At 64.3% G+C, this 17,377-nt stretch carries 9 protein-coding genes; 8 read left to right on the plus strand and 1 reads right to left on the minus strand.

Features of this window, described 5'->3' with window-relative positions:
- Positions 1 to 40: 40 nt before the first annotated feature.
- From H8F01_RS19705 to H8F01_RS19730, 6 genes are all read left to right on the plus strand, one after another.
- Positions 41 to 1,030, plus strand: a complete 990-nt coding sequence (locus tag H8F01_RS19705) for a glucokinase (RefSeq protein WP_187056710.1) — start codon at positions 41 to 43, stop codon at positions 1,028 to 1,030.
- Between the two features lie 148 nt (positions 1,031 to 1,178).
- Complete coding sequence (locus H8F01_RS19710; protein WP_187056711.1) at positions 1,179 to 3,320, plus strand: glycoside hydrolase family 2 protein; 2,142 nt, start codon at positions 1,179 to 1,181, stop codon at positions 3,318 to 3,320.
- The gene (locus tag H8F01_RS19715; RefSeq protein WP_238481271.1) at positions 3,320 to 4,945 is read left to right on the plus strand and encodes an alpha-L-fucosidase; all 1,626 of its coding nucleotides are present in this window, start codon (positions 3,320 to 3,322) and stop codon (positions 4,943 to 4,945) included. The genes H8F01_RS19710 and H8F01_RS19715 overlap by 1 nt, the downstream gene beginning before the upstream one ends.
- On the plus strand, positions 4,942 to 6,000 hold the full coding sequence (locus H8F01_RS19720) for a glycosyl hydrolase family 18 protein (protein ID WP_187056713.1): 1,059 nt from the start codon (positions 4,942 to 4,944) through the stop codon (positions 5,998 to 6,000). Before H8F01_RS19715 ends, H8F01_RS19720 begins: the two co-directional genes overlap by 4 nt.
- Positions 5,987 to 8,308 (plus strand): family 20 glycosylhydrolase, encoded by a 2,322-nt coding sequence (locus H8F01_RS19725; protein WP_187056714.1) that lies wholly within the window; start codon positions 5,987 to 5,989, stop codon positions 8,306 to 8,308. Before H8F01_RS19720 ends, H8F01_RS19725 begins: the two co-directional genes overlap by 14 nt.
- A 1-nt stretch (position 8,309) precedes the next feature.
- Positions 8,310 to 10,925 carry a glycoside hydrolase family 3 protein gene (locus H8F01_RS19730; RefSeq protein WP_425490046.1) on the plus strand — a complete coding sequence of 872 codons (2,616 nt, stop codon included), beginning with the start codon at positions 8,310 to 8,312 and terminating at the stop codon, positions 10,923 to 10,925.
- Between the two features lie 116 nt (positions 10,926 to 11,041).
- On the opposite strand, the gene H8F01_RS19735 is transcribed toward H8F01_RS19730, so the two are convergent.
- Positions 11,042 to 12,409 (minus strand): alpha-L-fucosidase, encoded by a 1,368-nt coding sequence (locus H8F01_RS19735; RefSeq protein WP_187056716.1) that lies wholly within the window; start codon positions 12,407 to 12,409, stop codon positions 11,042 to 11,044.
- Positions 12,410 to 12,603: 194 nt separating this feature from the next.
- Here H8F01_RS19735 and H8F01_RS19740 point away from each other — a divergent pair, with 194 nt between their 5' ends.
- Positions 12,604 to 13,623 (plus strand): sialidase family protein, encoded by a 1,020-nt coding sequence (locus H8F01_RS19740; protein WP_238481066.1) that lies wholly within the window; start codon positions 12,604 to 12,606, stop codon positions 13,621 to 13,623.
- Between the two features lie 726 nt (positions 13,624 to 14,349).
- Positions 14,350 to 17,361 carry a TonB-dependent receptor plug domain-containing protein gene (locus tag H8F01_RS19745; RefSeq protein ID WP_187056717.1) on the plus strand — a complete coding sequence of 1,004 codons (3,012 nt, stop codon included), beginning with the start codon at positions 14,350 to 14,352 and terminating at the stop codon, positions 17,359 to 17,361.
- Positions 17,362 to 17,377 lie beyond the last annotated feature (16 nt).

Consider the following 17,377-nt stretch of genomic DNA (forward strand, 5'->3'; position numbering starts at 1 on the left):
CGCATCGTTTGAACGTTCGCCGGAGCCCCGCGGGCCCCTCGTGCAGCAGGCGGCGGAGCGCGCGGGTCTGGCCACGTCGACCTTCCTGGCTGCCGACGTGGGTGGCACGCATGCCCGCATTGGCCTGGTGGTGGCGGATGCGCTGACCGGCCAGCCGGACATCGTTGCTTATAAGACGTATCGATGCGCCGACCATGCGTCCCTCACCGACATTGTCTGCAGCTTTTGCCGCGAGCACGGTACGCATCCGCGTGCGCTGGTGCTGGCTTGCGCGGGCGTCGTGAGTCGTGGCGTGGTGGTCAATGACAACCTGGCCTGGCCGGTGGTGCTGGATCATCTCCGTATCGAAGGTGGTTTCGCTTCCGTCGACGTGCTCAATGACTTCGAGGCATTCGCGCATGCCGTGGGGCAGGTCGATCAGGCAAGCACCGCCGTGATCGTCGATGGCGTGCCCAATCCGCATGGCGCGGTGGCCGTGGTTGGCCCGGGTACCGGCCTGGGTGCAGCGCTTCGCTTGCCCGGTCGACCGGCGCGCGTGCTGCATACCGAGGCAGGACAGATGGAGCTGGCCGTGCGGCCCGGTATAGAACAGGCGATCCGCGCCCAGCTGGGGCCGGCCGATGGCTATGTGTCGTACGAGCATGTGCTGAGTGGCCCTGGTGTGCTTCGTCTGTATCGCGCGCTGGCCGCTGTGCACGGCGTATCCGCGGCCTTGAACGATCCCAGCGAGATCACTGCCCTGGCCTTGGCGGGCATGGATCCGCTGGCCAGCGAAACGGTGGATCACTTCTGCCGCTGGCTGGGTGCTTTCTGCGGCGACGTGGCCATGGCGTTCAGTGCGAGTGGTGGCGTGTGCCTGGCGGGTGGATTTCTCGCGCGGTTGGCCAGCGTGCTTCGCTCGGGGCCGTTCGCCGAACGTTTCCTGGACAAGGGCGTGATGCGGCCGTTCCTCAACAGCACGCCGGTGGTGGTGGTTGAGCACGGACGGCTCGGCGTGCTGGGCGCGGCGAACTGGCGGCTGGGCCTGTGATGCCTGATCCCGTGTTCGCAGAGGGTGGGCGGGGGCGGCGCGACATGCCGAAGCGCTTTATCTGGTAACGGTTGTTCGATGTGCGCCGGTGAGTTGGGCGGCGCAGGTTTCTTCCGGCACTCCGGTGCTGACGAAGCAGGGGCTGGGCATGCGATTCGCGTTTGGCAGGGCGGGCGTGGTTCTGTGGTTGATGCTGCTGTGGCCGCTCGCTGGTCACGCACAGGCCCGCATCGACCTGGATCACGACTGGCGATTCCGCACCGATTCGGCGGATACGGGCCTGACGGCCGGCTGGTCAGGTACGACGCCTGCTGATACGCGCCCGATTGATGTGCCGCACACCTGGAACATCGGCAAGGACGACGACTACGAGGGCGTCGCCTGGTACTTCAAGACGTTCGTGGTGCCTGCATCCATGCTGTCATCGCACGTGGAGCTGCATTTCGGCGCCACGTTCTATCGCAGCCGCGTCTGGGTCAACGGCGTGGAGGTGGGTGGGCACGAAGGCGGACATACCGCGTATGGCTTCGACATCAGCCGGCAATTGCATGCCGGCGAGAACCGTATCGCCGTGCGCCTGGACAACCGCCCCGGCATGGCCACCATTCCCGGTTACGCCATGCGCCAGGCTGCCAGCGGCAACGTGTGGTACGACTGGTGGCACTACGGCGGCATCGTTCGTGATGTCTGGCTCACCGTCAACGATCACGCACTGATCCGGCGGCAACGCATCGGCAGCAAGCTTGCCGGCGACTCGGCCAGTGTGAGCACGCAGGTTTTCGTGGAGAGTGTCGACGCCAGTGGTGGTAGCTATACGGCGACCGCCCGCGTGATCGACCCCGATGGCAAGACCGTTGCCGAGGCCCGGCAGGATGTTGCGGCAAAGGCGGGTCAGCCGGCCACCGTGACGCTTTCAGTGGCGCTGCCGCATCCGCAGCTATGGAACGTGGGCGACGCGCGCCTGTACCAGTGGGTCACGGAATTGCGCTCGGCCGATGGCACGGTGCTTGATTCGCGCAGCGATACCTTTGGCTTGCGCGACATTGTCATCCGCGACCGGAAGCTCTACGTCAACGGCAAGCCCGTGCGACTGAGCGGATTGACGCGTCACGCGGATTCGCCCTGGGAGGGTCTGGCCGAATCGACCGGCACGATCCGCCATGACTGGTCCGACATGGTCGCGCTGCACACCACCCTGTCGCGCCCGGTGCATTACCCGCAGAGCGATGCCGTGCTGGACTTCGCCGATCGCCACGGCATCCTGCTCGTGCCGGAGATCCCCATCTGGCAGTTCAGCGAGGCACAACTGAAGAATCCCGACCTGCTTGCGCTCGCACGCAACATGATGCGCGAGATGATCGAGCAGGACGGCAACCACGCCAGCATCTTCGCCTGGAGCGTCTGCAACGAAAGCGATGCCTCCAAGCCAGGTGGTCGGGCCTATGTCGACGCCATGGCGTCGCTGATCCACCGGATCGATCCGGGTCGTTACGTGACCTTTGCCGATGCCGATATCAGCATCAAGCCGTGGAAGGACGCACCGGTCATGCACGATGTCGATTTCATCATGGCCAACGCCTACTTCGGCTCATGGAGTGGTGGCGGCAGCGAGGTCGAGCCGTGGCTGGATTTCGTGGACCGCACCTATCCCGACAAGATGGTGATCATCTCGGAGTTTGGCTACCCGGGTGTGTTCTCGCCCGACCCGGCGTCAGCGGACAAGGCGCGCAGTGAAAACCTGCTGCAGCAGATGGATGCGTTCCAGCGCCGCAGCTTCATTGGTGGCGTGATCTTCTGGACGTATCAGGACTACAAGTCGCACCGGAACCTGTGGCCCGGCCAGACCGAGGGCTACGTGGATCACGGTGTGGTCGACGAGAACCGCCAGCGCAAGCCCTCGTACTTTGTTTACGAGGCGCGCAACCGGCCCTTGTCGGTGAGCACGCAGTGGCAGGTGCGCGAAGATGGCCTGCACGGCTTCCAGGCAACCGTCACCGGTTATGCCGACACGCACCTGCCGTCGTATCCCATGCGCGGCTACCTGGCGCACTGGAAGGCTGTGGACGACCGGGGGCATGAGCTTGGCCATGGCGACGCGATCCTGGCTGACCTGGCCCAGCCGATCCACTTCGACGGCGCATGGCCCGTGCCCGGCAAGGATGCTGCCGTGCATCTGGCCATCGAGGTGACGACACCGGAGGGCGTTCCTGTAGGTGGCACAACCAGCGACTATCACCCCTTGCATATCGGCAGTGCCCACTTTCTTCCCAACGGGGACACGCAACCATGATGAAACCGGCCGCATGCTGCGCGCTGCTCGCCAGCTGGCTTCTGTCGGCGGCCGCGCTGGCGCAGTCCGACACGGCGCCCACCGCTAACACCTTGTCGCCCGCCGCGCAGGATCAGGCGTGGCAGCAGGCCAGTGCGAAGTTCGCACCGCAGCGCAAGGCCATCCTTGATCGCGTGGCGAAGGGCGTGGCGCAGGGACCGTTCCGTGCCGACTGGGCGTCACTGCAGAAGTACCGGTCGCCGCAGTGGTACGACGATGCCAAGTTCGGCATCTTCATCCACTGGGGTGTCTACTCGGTGCCTGCTTTCGGCAGCGAGTGGTACTCGCGCAACATGTACCAGCAGGGCACCAAGGAGTTCGCCCATCACGTGGCCACGTACGGGCCGCAGTCCAAGTTTGGCTACAAGGACTTCGTGCCGATGTTCAAGGCCGAGCACTTCGATCCGGATGCATGGGCACGCTTGTTCCATGACGCCGGCGCGCGTTACGTCGTGCCGGTGGCGGAGCACCACGACGGCTTCGCCATGTACGACTCGGCACTGTCGGACTGGACGGCGGTGAAGAAGGGCCCGAAGCGTGACGTGATTGGTGAGCTGGAGAAAGCCATCCGCGGGCAGGGCATGCGCTTTGGCGTGTCGTCCCATCGGGCCGAGCATGACTGGTTCTTCGACGGTGGCCGCACGTTCGATTCGGACGTGAACGACCCCGCGAATGCCGAGCTGTATGGCCCGGCGGTGGCGCATCTCAGCAAGGTCGACGAAAACCTTGCCGACGACTGGACCTATGTTTCCCAGGCCTGGCTCGACGACTGGCTGGCGCGCACGGCCGAGCTCGCCGACAAGTACCACCCCGACCTGATCTATTTCGACTGGTGGATCGGCCACCCCACCTTTCGCAACACCTTGCCGAGCCTGCTGTCGTACTACTACAACCAGGGCGCGAGTCGTGACGGCGTGGTCGTGAATTACAAGCTCGGCGATTTTCCGGAAGGAGCGGGCACGCTGGATATCGAGCGTGGCCAGCTGCGCGGCATCCACGCCACGCACTGGCAGACCGATACGTCGATCAGCAACGATTCCTGGGGCTATGTCGAGCACGACACGTACAAGTCGCCCACTTTCATCATCCACATGCTGGTGGACGTGGTCAGCAAGAATGGCAACCTGATGCTCAATGTCGGCCCGCGCGCGGATGGCACCATCCCCCAGGGTGCGCAGGACACGCTGTTGAGCATCGGTCGCTGGTTGAAGACGAATGGCGAGGCGATCTACGGCAGCAAGCCGTGGCGCACCTTTGGCGAAGGGCCCACCGAAGTGGCGGCCGGCACCTTCCAGGATGTGAAGACCAAGCCGTACACCGCCGATGATTTCCGCTTCACCACCCGCGACGGCAAGCTCTATGCGATCGAGCTGGGCTGGCCGTCAAAGCAGGTTGCCACCATCCACTCGGTCAAGCCGGCGGACAAGGTGGTCAGCGTCGAATCGGTGGCCAACAAGCAAGCCATCCCGTTTACCCAGGACGCAGCGGGTTTGCACCTGCGTCTCCCTCCCCACCCCATCGGCACCGATGCCTACGTTTATCGCATCACCTTCTCCACGCCGAATTCGCTTAAGGCCGCACCATGAAACGATGGATGTTCCCCGTCCTGTCCCTGTGTTTCGGGCTGGCATCGACCAGCGCCTTCGCCAAGGCACCGACGGCGCTGTTCTACATGCTGGAGTCGCAGAAATCGATCAACTCGCTCGAGGCCCACATCGACAAGATCGACCTGCTCGTGCCCACCTGGTATGGCGTGGACGAGAACGGACTGGTGTCGGGCGGGCCCAATCCCTACGTGCTCAAGCTGGCAAAGGCGCATCGCTTGCCGGTGATGCCCATCGTCTCGGCCGGCGGCGACCGCAAGAAGTTCCACGACCTGCTCGGCAATGAAACGGCCAAGAAGGCCATGATCGCCAGCCTGGTCGAGCAGGCGAAGAAGTACGGGTTCACTGGCTTCCAGTTCGATTTCGAGAACATCGCCTGGACTGATCGCGACGCGCTGACCTTGCTCACCCGGCAGACCGCCGAGGCGCTGCACAAGCAGGGCCTGAAGCTGTCCATGGCGGTGGTGCCCAACGCGCCGGGCGCAGCGGGCGAAGGTCCTTTCAGCAAGTGGATGTGGGAATACTGGCGCGGCGCCTACGATCTCAAGGCGCTGGGGCAGGTGCTCGATGTGGTGTGCCTGATGACGTACGACCAGCACACCCGCTGGACGACGCCCGGCCCCGTGGCCGGCATGCCCTGGGTCATGGAAAACCTCGATTACGCCATGAAACTGGTGCCGCGTGAAAAACTTTCACTGGGTATCGGCCTGTACGGCTATCACTGGTTCGCCGGCAACCCGGTGGGCGAGGATGGCAAGGAGCACTCCAATATCTCCGCGCAGTACATCGATGCGGATGAATCCTTCCCGCTGGCCAAACAGTTCAATGCGACCATGCAGTGGGATCCGGTGGAACATGAGTCGTGGTTCTACTTCTACCGTGACCAGATGCGCGAATGGGTGTTCCTGCCCGATGCCCATGCCTTCCGCGACCGCTACGACGTGGTGAAGCAGGACAAACTGGAGGGTTTCTGTGCCTGGGTGCTGGGCGCTGAAGATCCCAAGGTGTGGGACGAGCTCCCCGATGCGGTCCGCTAAGCGCATGCGCGCCGCGCGACGCGGCTTGTTACTGGCCAGCCTGCTGGCCGCTGCCGGCGGTGCGCATGCCACGGGTGAGCCATCAATCATCCCGCTGCCGGCGCAGATAAGCATGGAGCAGGGCAGTTACACGGTGACTGCCGCTGCAGCGATCCATGTGCCGCCCGGTGATCGCGCGGCCGCTGATGCGGCGCACTACCTGGCTGACCTGCTGGCGCGCACGCGCGGTTTGTCGTTGCCGGTACTGGACGATGCGTCGCCAAGCCGTCGCGGCAATATCGTCATACGCAGTGATGCCGCCGCGAGCGTGAAGCAGGCGGAGGGTTATGTCCTCGACGTCGATGCGCATGGCATAAGCATTCGTGCGCGCGATGCGGCGGGTTTGTTCTATGGGGTCGTCAGTGCGTGGCAGTTGCTGACACCCGACGGCTCACGCGGGGCGGTCACGGTTCCGGGCATGCATGTCGTGGACTGGCCGCGTTTCCCGTGGCGAGGACTGATGCTGGATTCGGCGCGCCATTTCCAGCAGCCGGCCGAGATCCGGCAGTTGCTGGATGCCATGGCCCAGCACAAGCTCAATGTCTTCCATTGGCACCTGACGGATGACCAGGGCTGGCGTCTTGAAATCCGGCGCTACCCCGCGCTTACCCAGATCGGTGCGTGGCGGCAGCCGCCCGGTGGTGATGGCAAGCCCTATGGTGGCTACTACACCCAGGCCGAGGTCAAAGACATCGTGGCGTACGCCGCCGCACGACACATCACCATCGTGCCGGAGATCGACATGCCCGGCCACGCGCAGGCAGCCGTGGCGGCCTATCCGGACCTCGGTGTCACGGGTACGCGCCCCGCGGTATCCATCGACTGGGGCGTCAATCCTTATCTCTTCAACGTGGACGACCACACCATCGGCTTCCTGCGCAACGTGCTGGATGAAGTGATGGAGCTGTTCCCGTCCACCTTCGTCCATGTCGGTGGCGACGAGGCGATCAAGGATCAGTGGCAGGTCTCGCCAGCCGTGCAGGCGCGCATGCGTTCGCTCGGCATCAAGGACGAGAAGGCGCTGCAGAGCTGGTTCATCGAGCAGATGGGGCAATACCTGGCGAAGCACGGGCGTCGCCTGATCGGCTGGGATGAGATTCTGGAGGGTGGCGTGCCGCCGTCCGCTTCCGTGATGTCATGGCGCGGTACGCAGGGCGCCATCGACGCCGCGCGCCTGGGTCACGACGTGGTGCTTTCGCCTGCGCCGACACTCTATCTCGACAATCTGCAGAGCCGCAGCGGCGATGAGCCCTCGGGCAGGCTCAGCATCCAGACGCTTGCCAGCGTCTACGCGTTCGAGACTGTTTCGCCAGCCCTCACGGCTGAGCAGGCAAGGCACGTGCTCGGTGCGCAGGCCAATATCTGGACCGAATACCTCAACGCAACGTGGCAGATCCAGCATGCGGCCTTCCCGCGCATGGATGCACTGGCCGAAGCAGTCTGGACGCCGGCGAACGAGCGCCATTTCGATGACTTCATGGCACGCCTGCCTGCGCAGTTCAATCGTTATCGACAGCTGGGCATCGACTATGCCGACAGCGCTTTCGCGGTGGACATGCAGGGGAAGCGTTCCAGGGCAGGCGATCGCATAGCGGTCGCACTCACCGCCCAGGCTCCCGCCGCCACCATTCGTTACACCACCGATGGCACGGAGCCCGGCGCGGGTTCCACGGTTTATCGCGCACCGTTCGACATTGCGCCAGGCACGACCGTCAGCGCCGTGACGTTTGCCGATAATGGCGAGCCGTTGGCGCGGGTCCGTGCGCGACGCTTTGACGGGCGCACGATGTCGAGCATCGACGGCAGCGGGATGCAGGCCTGTGCGGGTGGCGATCTGGGCTTGCGCGTACCGTTGCTGCCAGATGCCACGTCGCCCGCGCCGGTCTACAACGTCGATGTGATGCGCAGTTGCTGGAAGATTCCGCAGATATCGCTGGATGGAGTTTCCGGCATCGCCGTTGATGGCGCCTGGCTGGCGCGCAACTACGGTCTTGCACATGATGCCGCCAAGGTGGTTTCGCGGGCTGCACGCACGTCGGCTGGCGAGCTGGAGGTTCACGTGGACAGCTGTGATGGACCGATGATCGCCAGCATGCCACTGCCGACAGGGTCGGCTCCGGGGTCGACCTGGCGGGTCGCTGCCACGTGGGCTGCGCAGGCGGGATCTCACGATGTCTGCATCCTGTCCACGGCGCCGATTCGAGGCTCGCTGTCGGCGATTGGTCGCGTGTCGTTTGTTTCATCGGTTGCGTCCGATGCGGCGCGTTGAGATGAAAAGGCTGTTGCGCATGGGAAGTCGGAGACAGGTGCGCGTTGCGCTTGGATTGATCGGCCTGCTTTCGATGGTGGTGCCGGCAGCGGCCGCCACGGCCGCCGATCAGGCCAGCGAGCGTGCCGGGAAGCTGGTGGCGCAGATGACGCCGGCCGAGAAAATCGCCCAGCTGCAAAGCGCGGCGCCCGCCATTCCGCGCCTGGGCATTCCCGCCTACGAATGGTGGAGCGAGGGCCTCCACGGCTTCGCGCGTTCTGGAGAGGCGACCGTATTCCCGCAGGCCATTGGCCTGGCTGCGAGCTGGGATCCAGCGCTGCTGCATGCCGTGGGTGGCGTGGTGGCGGCGCAGGCGCGCGACAAGTTCATGGCCACCGGCCTGCATCAGGATCATCCGCGCTACAACGGCCTCACCATCTGGTCGCCGAACATCAATATCTTCCGCGATCCGCGCTGGGGGCGTGGGCAGGAGACCTACGGCGAAGACCCGCGGCTGACGGCGGCGCTCGCGGTTGCCTTCATCGAGGGGCTGCAGGGCAGTGATCCCTCGCACCCCACGGTGATTGCCACGCCAAAGCATTTCGCTGTGCATTCCGGGCCGGAGCCGGGCCGGCACGGGTTTGACGTGGATGTGTCGCCGCATGACCTGGAGGACACCTATCTGCCGGCGTTCCGTGCAGCGATCGTCGAGGCCCAGGCCGGATCGGTCATGTGTGCCTACAACGCTATTCGCGGCGTGCCGGCGTGTGCCTTGCCCTGGTTGCTGGGCGAACGGCTGCGGCATGACTGGAGTTTCAAGGGCTATGTCGTCACCGACTGCGATGCGGTGGACGACATGACCAAGTTCCACTATTACCGCAAAGACAATGCCGGTTCGGCGGCCAGCGCGCTGCGTGCCGGCACGGATCTCAACTGCGGCGTGGCCTACGATGGCCTTCGCGCTGCGTTGGCTCACGGCGACATCAGTGAGCATGACCTGGATACGGCTGCCACCCGTCTGTTTGCAGCGCGTTACCGCTTGGGGATGTTCGACGCCCAGGCAACGCGACCGCGCATCGATGCGGCGGCGGATCGCGCGCTGGCCCTGCGTGCGGCGGGCGAATCCATCGTGCTGCTCAAGAATCGCGACAGCACGTTGCCGTTGAAACCGGGTGTCCGGCTGGCCGTGGTGGGCCCCAACGCCGATGCACTGTCGGTGCTGGAGGCGAACTATCACGGCACCGCTCGCCATCCCGTCACGCCGCTCGAGGGGCTTCGGCAGCAGCTGGGATCGCAGCGGGTGGGTTATGCGCAGGGCGCGGCGCTCGCCGAAGGCGTGCCGGTACCTGTCCCGGTGACGGCACTGCGGGTCGGGGATGGCAGCGACACGCCAGGGCTGAAGGGCGAGTACTTCCGCAGCACGGACTTGTCCGGTAGCCCGGTGGCAACGCGTATCGACAGCAAGATCGACATGGATACGGATCATGCCCCGCCTGTGCATGCGCTGGGCGCGGGCGGCTACTCGGTGCGCTGGACAGGACAGCTGCTGCCGCCGGGTCCGGGCAATTACACCCTGGTTGTGCGGCAGGATCGCTGCTTCGACTGCAAGGGGCACGACCCGGTGCGGCTCTATGTGGATGGCCGGCTGCTCATCACGAGCACCGGCGACAACGAAGCATCTGCCGCAAACATCGCCATCGCGGATGCGCGCCCACGAGATATCCGGGTGGAGTGGCAGCACTCCGGCGAGGATCAAGGCATTCATCTGCAATGGATTGCGCCGGCCGATGCGCAGCTCGCAGAGGCGCGGCGCGTGGCGGATCAGGCTGACGTGGTCGTGGCCTTCGTGGGTTTGTCGCCGGATGTGGAGGGCGAGGAACTCAAGGTGGATGTGCCGGGCTTCCTGGGCGGCGACCGCACGGATATCGGCCTGCCGGCGACGCAGCGGCGGCTGCTTGAATCCGTGGCCGCCAGTGGAAAGCCGCTGGTGGTGGTGCTCATGAGTGGCAGTGCCGTTGCCCTGAACTGGGCCAACGAGCATGCGGACGCGATACTCGCGGCGTGGTATCCGGGCGAGCAGGGCGGCGTGGCCATCGCGCAGACGCTCGCCGGTGTACTGAATCCTTCGGGCCGGCTGCCGGTGACGTTCTACCGTGATGCACGCGATCTGCCGCCCTTCATCGACTATGGCATGAAGGGGCGTACCTATCGTTACTTCCGTGGCGAACCCCTGTACGCATTTGGCGATGGGCTGAGCTACACCCGCTTCGCCTATGGCGCGCCCAGCGTGTCGTCGGCGCAGCTGAAGGCTGGCGATCCGCTGGATGCAACGGTGAGTGTGCGCAACTCCGGTGCGCGGGCGGGCGATGAAGTGGTGCAGGTCTACCTGGCCTATCCCGATGCCGCCAATGCGCCGCAGCGTGCGCTGGTGGGATTCCAGCGTGTGTCGCTGGCGCCTGGCGAGCAGCGCGATGTGACCTTCCGCCTTGATGCGCGTGCCCTGAGCCTGGTGGATGCCGACGGTGTGCGTGCGGTGAGGGAAGGGCGCTACCAGTTGTTTGCGGGAGGCCACCAGCCTTCGCCAGGGCAGGTGCCGGCAACCTTCACCATCAGCGGTCACGCCGACGTGGCGCGCTAGGCGCGCCCGTGCGGGTCCTGCACATGCGTCGGCGTCTTCGCGAGGGGCATGTCACCTCGCCGCCAGTCAGTCATCCGGTAGCTGGCGCGCGAACTGCATCGCGCGCCAGTCATCGCTCAAGGCGAGGGCAATGGCGTCGCGTTGAATACCTGGAATTCGCGGATGGATGCCGCGCCCACGCTGGAGAGTATGTTCAGGCGCACGCGCTGTGCGGTGACCTTCGGGAACACGTCAATCTTCATGTGACCGATGGCTTCGGCGTTGGCAACGGCGTGCCATGCCTTGCCGTCGTAGACTTCGATGGCGTACTTGCGCACGTGCTGTCCGTCGTCCAGCCACTCCATGGCAAGCGTGCGGTCGAAGGTCACCGGGTGGCCGAAATCCACTTCGAGCGTGGCGTGCCGCGAATCGGCGGGCGCGGTCCAGAAGGTGTCCTTGTTGCCGTCCAGCGCCGCCTCGGTGTTGTCGTCCTTGATCACGTGGTGGCGGGCAAGGTTGCTGGCGTCGCCGTAGCGGTCCCGCAGCGCCTTGCCGAATGCCTCGAGGCGGGCCACGTCCGCTTCGGGGAGCTGGCCGTGGCGATCCGGTGCAATGCCCAGCATCAGCTGTCCGCCGCGCCCCACGCTGTTTTCCCAGGTGTCCACCAGCTTTGCGACGCTTTTCAGCGTGGCTTCGTCGCTGGGGTGCCAGAACCAGTGCAGGTCGTGCAGCGGCGTATCGACTTCCACCGGGCGCCAGCGCGCATAGCCGTGGCGGTCGATGACATTCCAGTTCTCGCCATGGATGTAACCATCCTCCTGTCCCACCCAGCGGATGTCGCCGTATTCGAACAGGGCCATGTCGGCAAACACCATGGCATTGGATTGATACGTGCGCAGCGTTTCGATGTAGCGGGGAAAGTCGTAGACATGCCCGGCGCTGCCGGCGCCATCCAGCCACCATTCCACCAGTGGGCCGTAGTGCTGCACCAGCTCTTCCATCTGGGCCTGGTAGTAGGCGTCGTAGTCCTTGGGCTGCTTGTAGTGGGGTTCGTGGCGATCCCATGGCGAAAGATAGATGCCGAACTCCAGGCCCGTCGCGCGCGCCGCGTCGGACGCCAGGCGCACCACATCGCCCTTGCCATCCATCCAGGGGCTGCTCTTTACCGAGTAGTTGCTCTGGGCCGTGGGGTACAGCGCAAAGCCGTCGTGGTGCTTGGCCACCATCACCATGTAGCGCGCGCCGGCTGCGCGACTGGCGCGCGCCCATTGCGCTGCATCCACGTGATCGGGGTTGAACACCTTGGGGTCGGCCGTGCCGTCACCCCATTCGCGGTCGAGGAAGGTGTTCGTGCCGAAATGGACGATGACGCCGAACTCGAGGTCCTGCCAGTGAATCTGCTGGGGCGATGGCTTGATCTCCGGCCCGCTTTGCGCTGTCGCGGTGGCTGGCAGGAGGGCGCAGGCCAATGCGGCGCCAAGGATGGATCGGGCAAGTCGCTTCATGCTCAACCTTTGTCTTGATGATTTGGACGTAAAGCCGTCCATCTGAGAAAACGCATTAGAGGGCAGGAATCGACAACGTGTCAATGACATCAGGTCTGCTAAAAGCAGTGAAATCGCCGGGATTTCGCTACGGCCTCGCTTTGCTGTTCGCCATGCCCATTCATGCCGGGAACGCTCGTGTTGCGGAAGTGGCCGTGGAGTTCATTGATCAGGACCCGCCCACGGCTCAGTGTCATGCGGGAACCATCGTTGAAACCCCGCATGGCCTTGTTGCCGCCTGGTTTGGCGGCAAGCAGGAGCGCGATCCGAGTGTCGGCATCTGGGTCTCCAGGCATCCAGCCGGTGAGTGGACCAAGCCGCGTGAAGTGGCCAATGGCGTGCAGGGCGACGGTTCGCGCCTGCCCACCTGGAACCCGGTGCTGTTTCGTTCGGCCAGTGGCCGATTGATGCTGTTCTACAAGGTCGGCCCGGACCCGCAGCACTGGTGGGGCATGTTGATGACCTCCGTCGACGACGGCGTGAGCTGGTCCGCACCACGGCGGCTTCCGGCAGGCGTGCTGGGGCCCATCAAGAACAAGCCCATCCAGCTTCCCGGTGGTGAGCTGCTCAGCCCGTCGAGCACGGAGTCGGGTGGCTGGCACGTGCATGTCGAACGTTCCGCAGACGACGGCCGGACATGGGTGGCAGGCGACGACATGGCATCGGACGGCATTGATGCCATCCAGCCGAGCCTGCTTCCCATGAAGGACGGGACCATCGAGGCTATGGGCCGCACGCGGCAGGGCAAGCTGTTCTGGACGCAATCCGCCGATGAGGGGCGTCACTGGTCGCCACTGCAGCTGCTGGATACCGATAACCCAAATGCCGGCATCGATGCCGTGGCTCTGAAGGACGGCCGGTACCTGCTGGTCTACAACCCCACCCAGCCCGGGCCGCAATGGTTCGATGGGCGCGGCACGCTGGCTGTGGCACTCAGCGGGGACGGCCGGCACTGGAGCCGAGTGCTGACGCTGGAGGACACGCCCGGGCAGGAATACTCATATCCCGCCGTTATCCAGTCTGCCGATGGACGGGTCCACGTGCTGTACACGTGGCAGCGCACGCGCATGCGCCACGTGGTGATCGATCCGGCCCGCCTGAGTAAGGGAAAGGAAGGGAACATGCCGGACAGTGCCGCCCCCGGACGGGCCGGAGCAAAGGGTGGGAAACCCTGATGGCTGTGGCGCGTGCCTTCGGAGGCCTCCGTGACGGGCATCTGGGCGGGGTGGCGAAAAGGAAATTTCAAGCCCGTTGCATGGCTAAAAAATAAATAGCGATCAATAACTTAAGTAAAAGTACGGGGACTTTTCCGCGGCATCCCCGGCACTTTCTGCTGTGCTGCGACTTGCATCGATTTAAATTCGGCCTATAAAGCACTAACGTCACATATGAACTACTCGTTCGTATATGAATAAATCGCAACACGCCTGGGAGGGATGGGGATGCGAACCACGCACCTGGAGCAGTCCGGTCACGATGCAGCGGCGCCGCGGCATCGTGCGTCGTCCGTTTCGCGCGGGCACGGCCTTCCATGCCCACTTATGGGTTCGTCCCGCCCGCACGGGGCGCATGAAGCCGCATGACCTGGCATCTCGCTATCGGCCATCCCTCGGGAGTCGGCGACATGAAGCGAGGGTGCATGACGGGTACCAGGCAGCCGCAACGAGAAACCAGTACGGAAGACCAAAGCGGGCATCGCTGGCAAGTCGCACGAAGAGAAGTTGCATGGGCCGTTACATGGCCTTTCGGTAAGCAGGGGTGATTGACGCGTTTGCTTCGGCAGGAGGCCGCCATTGCGGGCCGGGGCAGCGCGGGAACACAGCAGAACAACGTGAATCGCGTCGGCGATGACAGCGTCCAAGAGCAATCACAACATTATGGTTTTACGGGGAGAGACAACCATGAACAACATTCGTTTGCGCCGCAGCGTGCTCGCCAGCTCGCTGGCCATGGCACTTTTCGCACCACTCGCTTTCGCTCAATCGACGCAGGCGGGCAACGCTCAGTCGTCCACGCAGCAGCCGGCGTCCGATACCTCGTCGTCGGCCAAGACGGACAAGGCGATCGAGCTCAAGGGCGTGACGGTTACCGGCTCGATGATCCCGCGCGCCGAGGTGGAAGGCGCCGCGCCGGTGGTGACCATTACCGCCGAGCAGATCAAGCAGCAGGGTTACACCACGCTGTGGGAATTCCTCGATTCGTTGCCGCAGGTGGGCCAGCAGACGTCTGATCCGGCCTCGTGGGGCTCCAGCTCCGTGAATGCGCGTTCGGTCAACCTGCGTGGCGTGGGCCCGGGCTTCAGCCTGCTGATGATCGACGGCCATCGCGTGGTGGATTACCCGCAGCCGCTGAACAAGCAGAGCAACTTCCAGAACTACAACAACCTTCCGCTCGGCATGATCGACCATGTCGAAGTGCTGGCCACCGGCGCCTCGTCCATTTATGGCTCCGATGCGGTGGCGGGCGTGATCAACGTGATCCTGAAGAAGAACTATCAGGGTGACGAGCTGCAGGTCACCGGTGGCACCGCCACGCGCGGCGGCCGCAACTACGGCGACATCAATTTCTTCGGCGGCCATTCCGGCGAGAACTGGCACGTCCTGTACAACCTCGAACAGTCCAATCGCAGTGCGCTGTGGGGCTCGGATCGTCCGTATCAGGATTCGGTCTCCGATGCCGGCTACGGTGCCTGGGGTCCGGCGTCGCGCATGTTTGGCTATCAGTACGATGCAGCGGGCGCCATCGCGCTCTCGGCCACGGACGCCAACGGCAAGTACATCACGCCGCCCACCGGCACCTGCTCGAAGTTCACCAATTCGCAGCTGAGCCAGTCGCATTCGGTCACCACCAACGGCACGCAGATCACCGGCGTGACCAACAATGGCTACTACTGTTCGCAGCCCGCCCTGTTCCAGAACTGGGTGCTGATGCCGGGCAGCCGCAGCCAGAACGGATACGTCGCGGGCGAATACGACTTCAGCAACGGCATGGCGGTTTATGGTTCGGCCGCGCTGTATGACACCACGGGTATCTCCAATACCCAGCTCCCCGTGGAAGTCACCGGCCAGTTCTATGACCAGGGCACGGGGCAGGTGATCAACCAGGGCATCCGCCAGCTCACCGCGAAGGAAATCGGCACGTCCGCCAACACCTATGACCGCGAGCAGAACTGGAACCTGCAGCTCGGCCTGAAGGGCACCGTCTTCGATGGTCGCTTCAACTGGGATCTGAACCTCAGCAGCCAGAAGTACACCGTGCGCGAGGACTTCACCGGCATCAACGTCACGGCGATGAACAACTTCTTCCTCGGCAAGCAGCAGGGGACGACCGCCGATGGCCTGCCGATCTACAACATGAACTGGCAGCAGTGGTGGAATCCCATCAACCCGCAGCAGTACAGCCAGTTCGCGGTGGGCGGCGAGAACACCTCGTCGTCGTGGCTGGATCAGGCGCAGTTCCGCATCAACGGTGACCTGTTCAAGATGCCGTGGGCGGACGAGTCGGTGGGTTGGGCAGCGGTGCTTGAAGCCGCCCACAACGGCTTCGACCTGTCGCCCGATCCGCGCGCGCAGGATCCGAGCACCTTCCAGAATCCGTTCGGTGCCTACCTCACCGGCGGCGGCACCCGTCAGCGCTTCTCGCTGGGCACCGAATTCCGCGTGCCGATCTTCAACCAGCTGACCTGGACCATCTCCGGTCGCGGCGACAAGTACAACGACGCCAGCAAGGCCGACGTGGCCAAGACCTGGGGCACGGGCCTGGAATACCGTCCGTACGACGGCCTGCTGCTGCGCGGCAGCTACGGCACCAACTTCAAGGCGCCGGACATGCAGGCGATCTACCTGACCGGCTCCACTTCGCCGGTGGGTGATTACGTCGATCCCCTGCAGTGCATCAACGCCATCAAGTCGGGCCAGTCCAACAGCACCTGGTGCAGCCTGGTGCAGCGTCCGACCTCGCAGTACTACCAGCTCAACACCAACGGCAGCCGCCTGCTGGAGCCGCAGACCGGTCACTCCTGGACCTATGGTTTCGTGTGGCAGATCCCGGGCGTGCAGGGCCTGTCCGTGTCGGCCGACTACTGGCACATGGGCGTGGACAACGCCATCGAGTACCTGGACAAGGACACCGTGCTGGTCGACGAGGCGGGCTGTCTCACTGGCCTGCAGGCCAACGGCACCTCGGCACTGTCGCCGTACACCGCGCACGTGCCGGGTTCGGCGTACTGCAGCATGGTGACCCAGATGGTCCAGCGCAATGCGGCTGGCCAGATCGTGTCGGAAGAGTCCGGCCCGATCAACGAGGCCTCGCTGTACGTCAGCGGTATCGATGCCTCGCTGGACTACAAGTTCCACACCGAGAACTACGGCAACTTCCGCGCCGGCATCAACTACACCGACAACCTCTCGTACAAGCAGCGCGTGCTTGCCTCCGACCCGCTGCAGAACACCCGTTACAACAACGTGGCGAGCCGCATGACGTGGATCGCCGACTGGACCAAGGGTGACTGGAACGTGTCGATCTCCGGCACGCGCGACGGCAGCATGCGTGCCCCGAACTACGCCGGTTGCGTGGTGCTTCCCAACGGCATCCAGCCGGGCATGGTCAACGTGCAGAACGGCTCGGAGTCGATCAGCACCGGCGTGTGCCAGGTAACGCAGGATGGCAACGCCGTGACGGTGGATTCGGCCACGTACCGCGGCAGGACCCCGGTGTGGATCACCTGGAACACCTCGGTCGGCTGGCAGATGAATCCGGACACGACGCTGAAGTTCACCGTGTCCAACATCTTCGACAAGGTGGGCACCATCCCGTACTACGCCGGTGGCTTCGAGTTCGTCACCACGGGCCAGACGGCGGACGAGTACATCGGTCGCGAAGTGTTCCTGACCTTCGATTACAAGTTCAAGTAAGCCGGTTCAAGCAAGC

Source organism: Dyella telluris (genome assembly GCF_014297575.1).
GTDB classification, from domain to species: Bacteria; Pseudomonadota; Gammaproteobacteria; order Xanthomonadales; family Rhodanobacteraceae; genus Dyella; species Dyella telluris.

Excerpts from the sequence above, each read along its gene's own strand:
- H8F01_RS19745 (WP_187056717.1), top strand. The coding sequence starts at position 14,350 with ATGAACAACATTCGTTTGCGCCGCAGCGTGCTCGCCAGCTCGCTGGCC.
- H8F01_RS19725 (WP_187056714.1), top strand. The coding sequence starts at position 5,987 with ATGCGGTCCGCTAAGCGCATGCGCGCCGCGCGACGCGGCTTGTTACTG.
- H8F01_RS19710 (WP_187056711.1), top strand. The coding sequence starts at position 1,179 with ATGCGATTCGCGTTTGGCAGGGCGGGCGTGGTTCTGTGGTTGATGCTG.
- H8F01_RS19735 (WP_187056716.1), bottom strand. The coding sequence starts at position 12,409 with ATGAAGCGACTTGCCCGATCCATCCTTGGCGCCGCATTGGCCTGCGCC.
- H8F01_RS19720 (WP_187056713.1), top strand. The coding sequence starts at position 4,942 with ATGAAACGATGGATGTTCCCCGTCCTGTCCCTGTGTTTCGGGCTGGCA.
- H8F01_RS19715 (WP_238481271.1), top strand. The coding sequence starts at position 3,320 with ATGAAACCGGCCGCATGCTGCGCGCTGCTCGCCAGCTGGCTTCTGTCG.
- H8F01_RS19730 (WP_425490046.1), top strand. The coding sequence starts at position 8,310 with ATGAAAAGGCTGTTGCGCATGGGAAGTCGGAGACAGGTGCGCGTTGCG.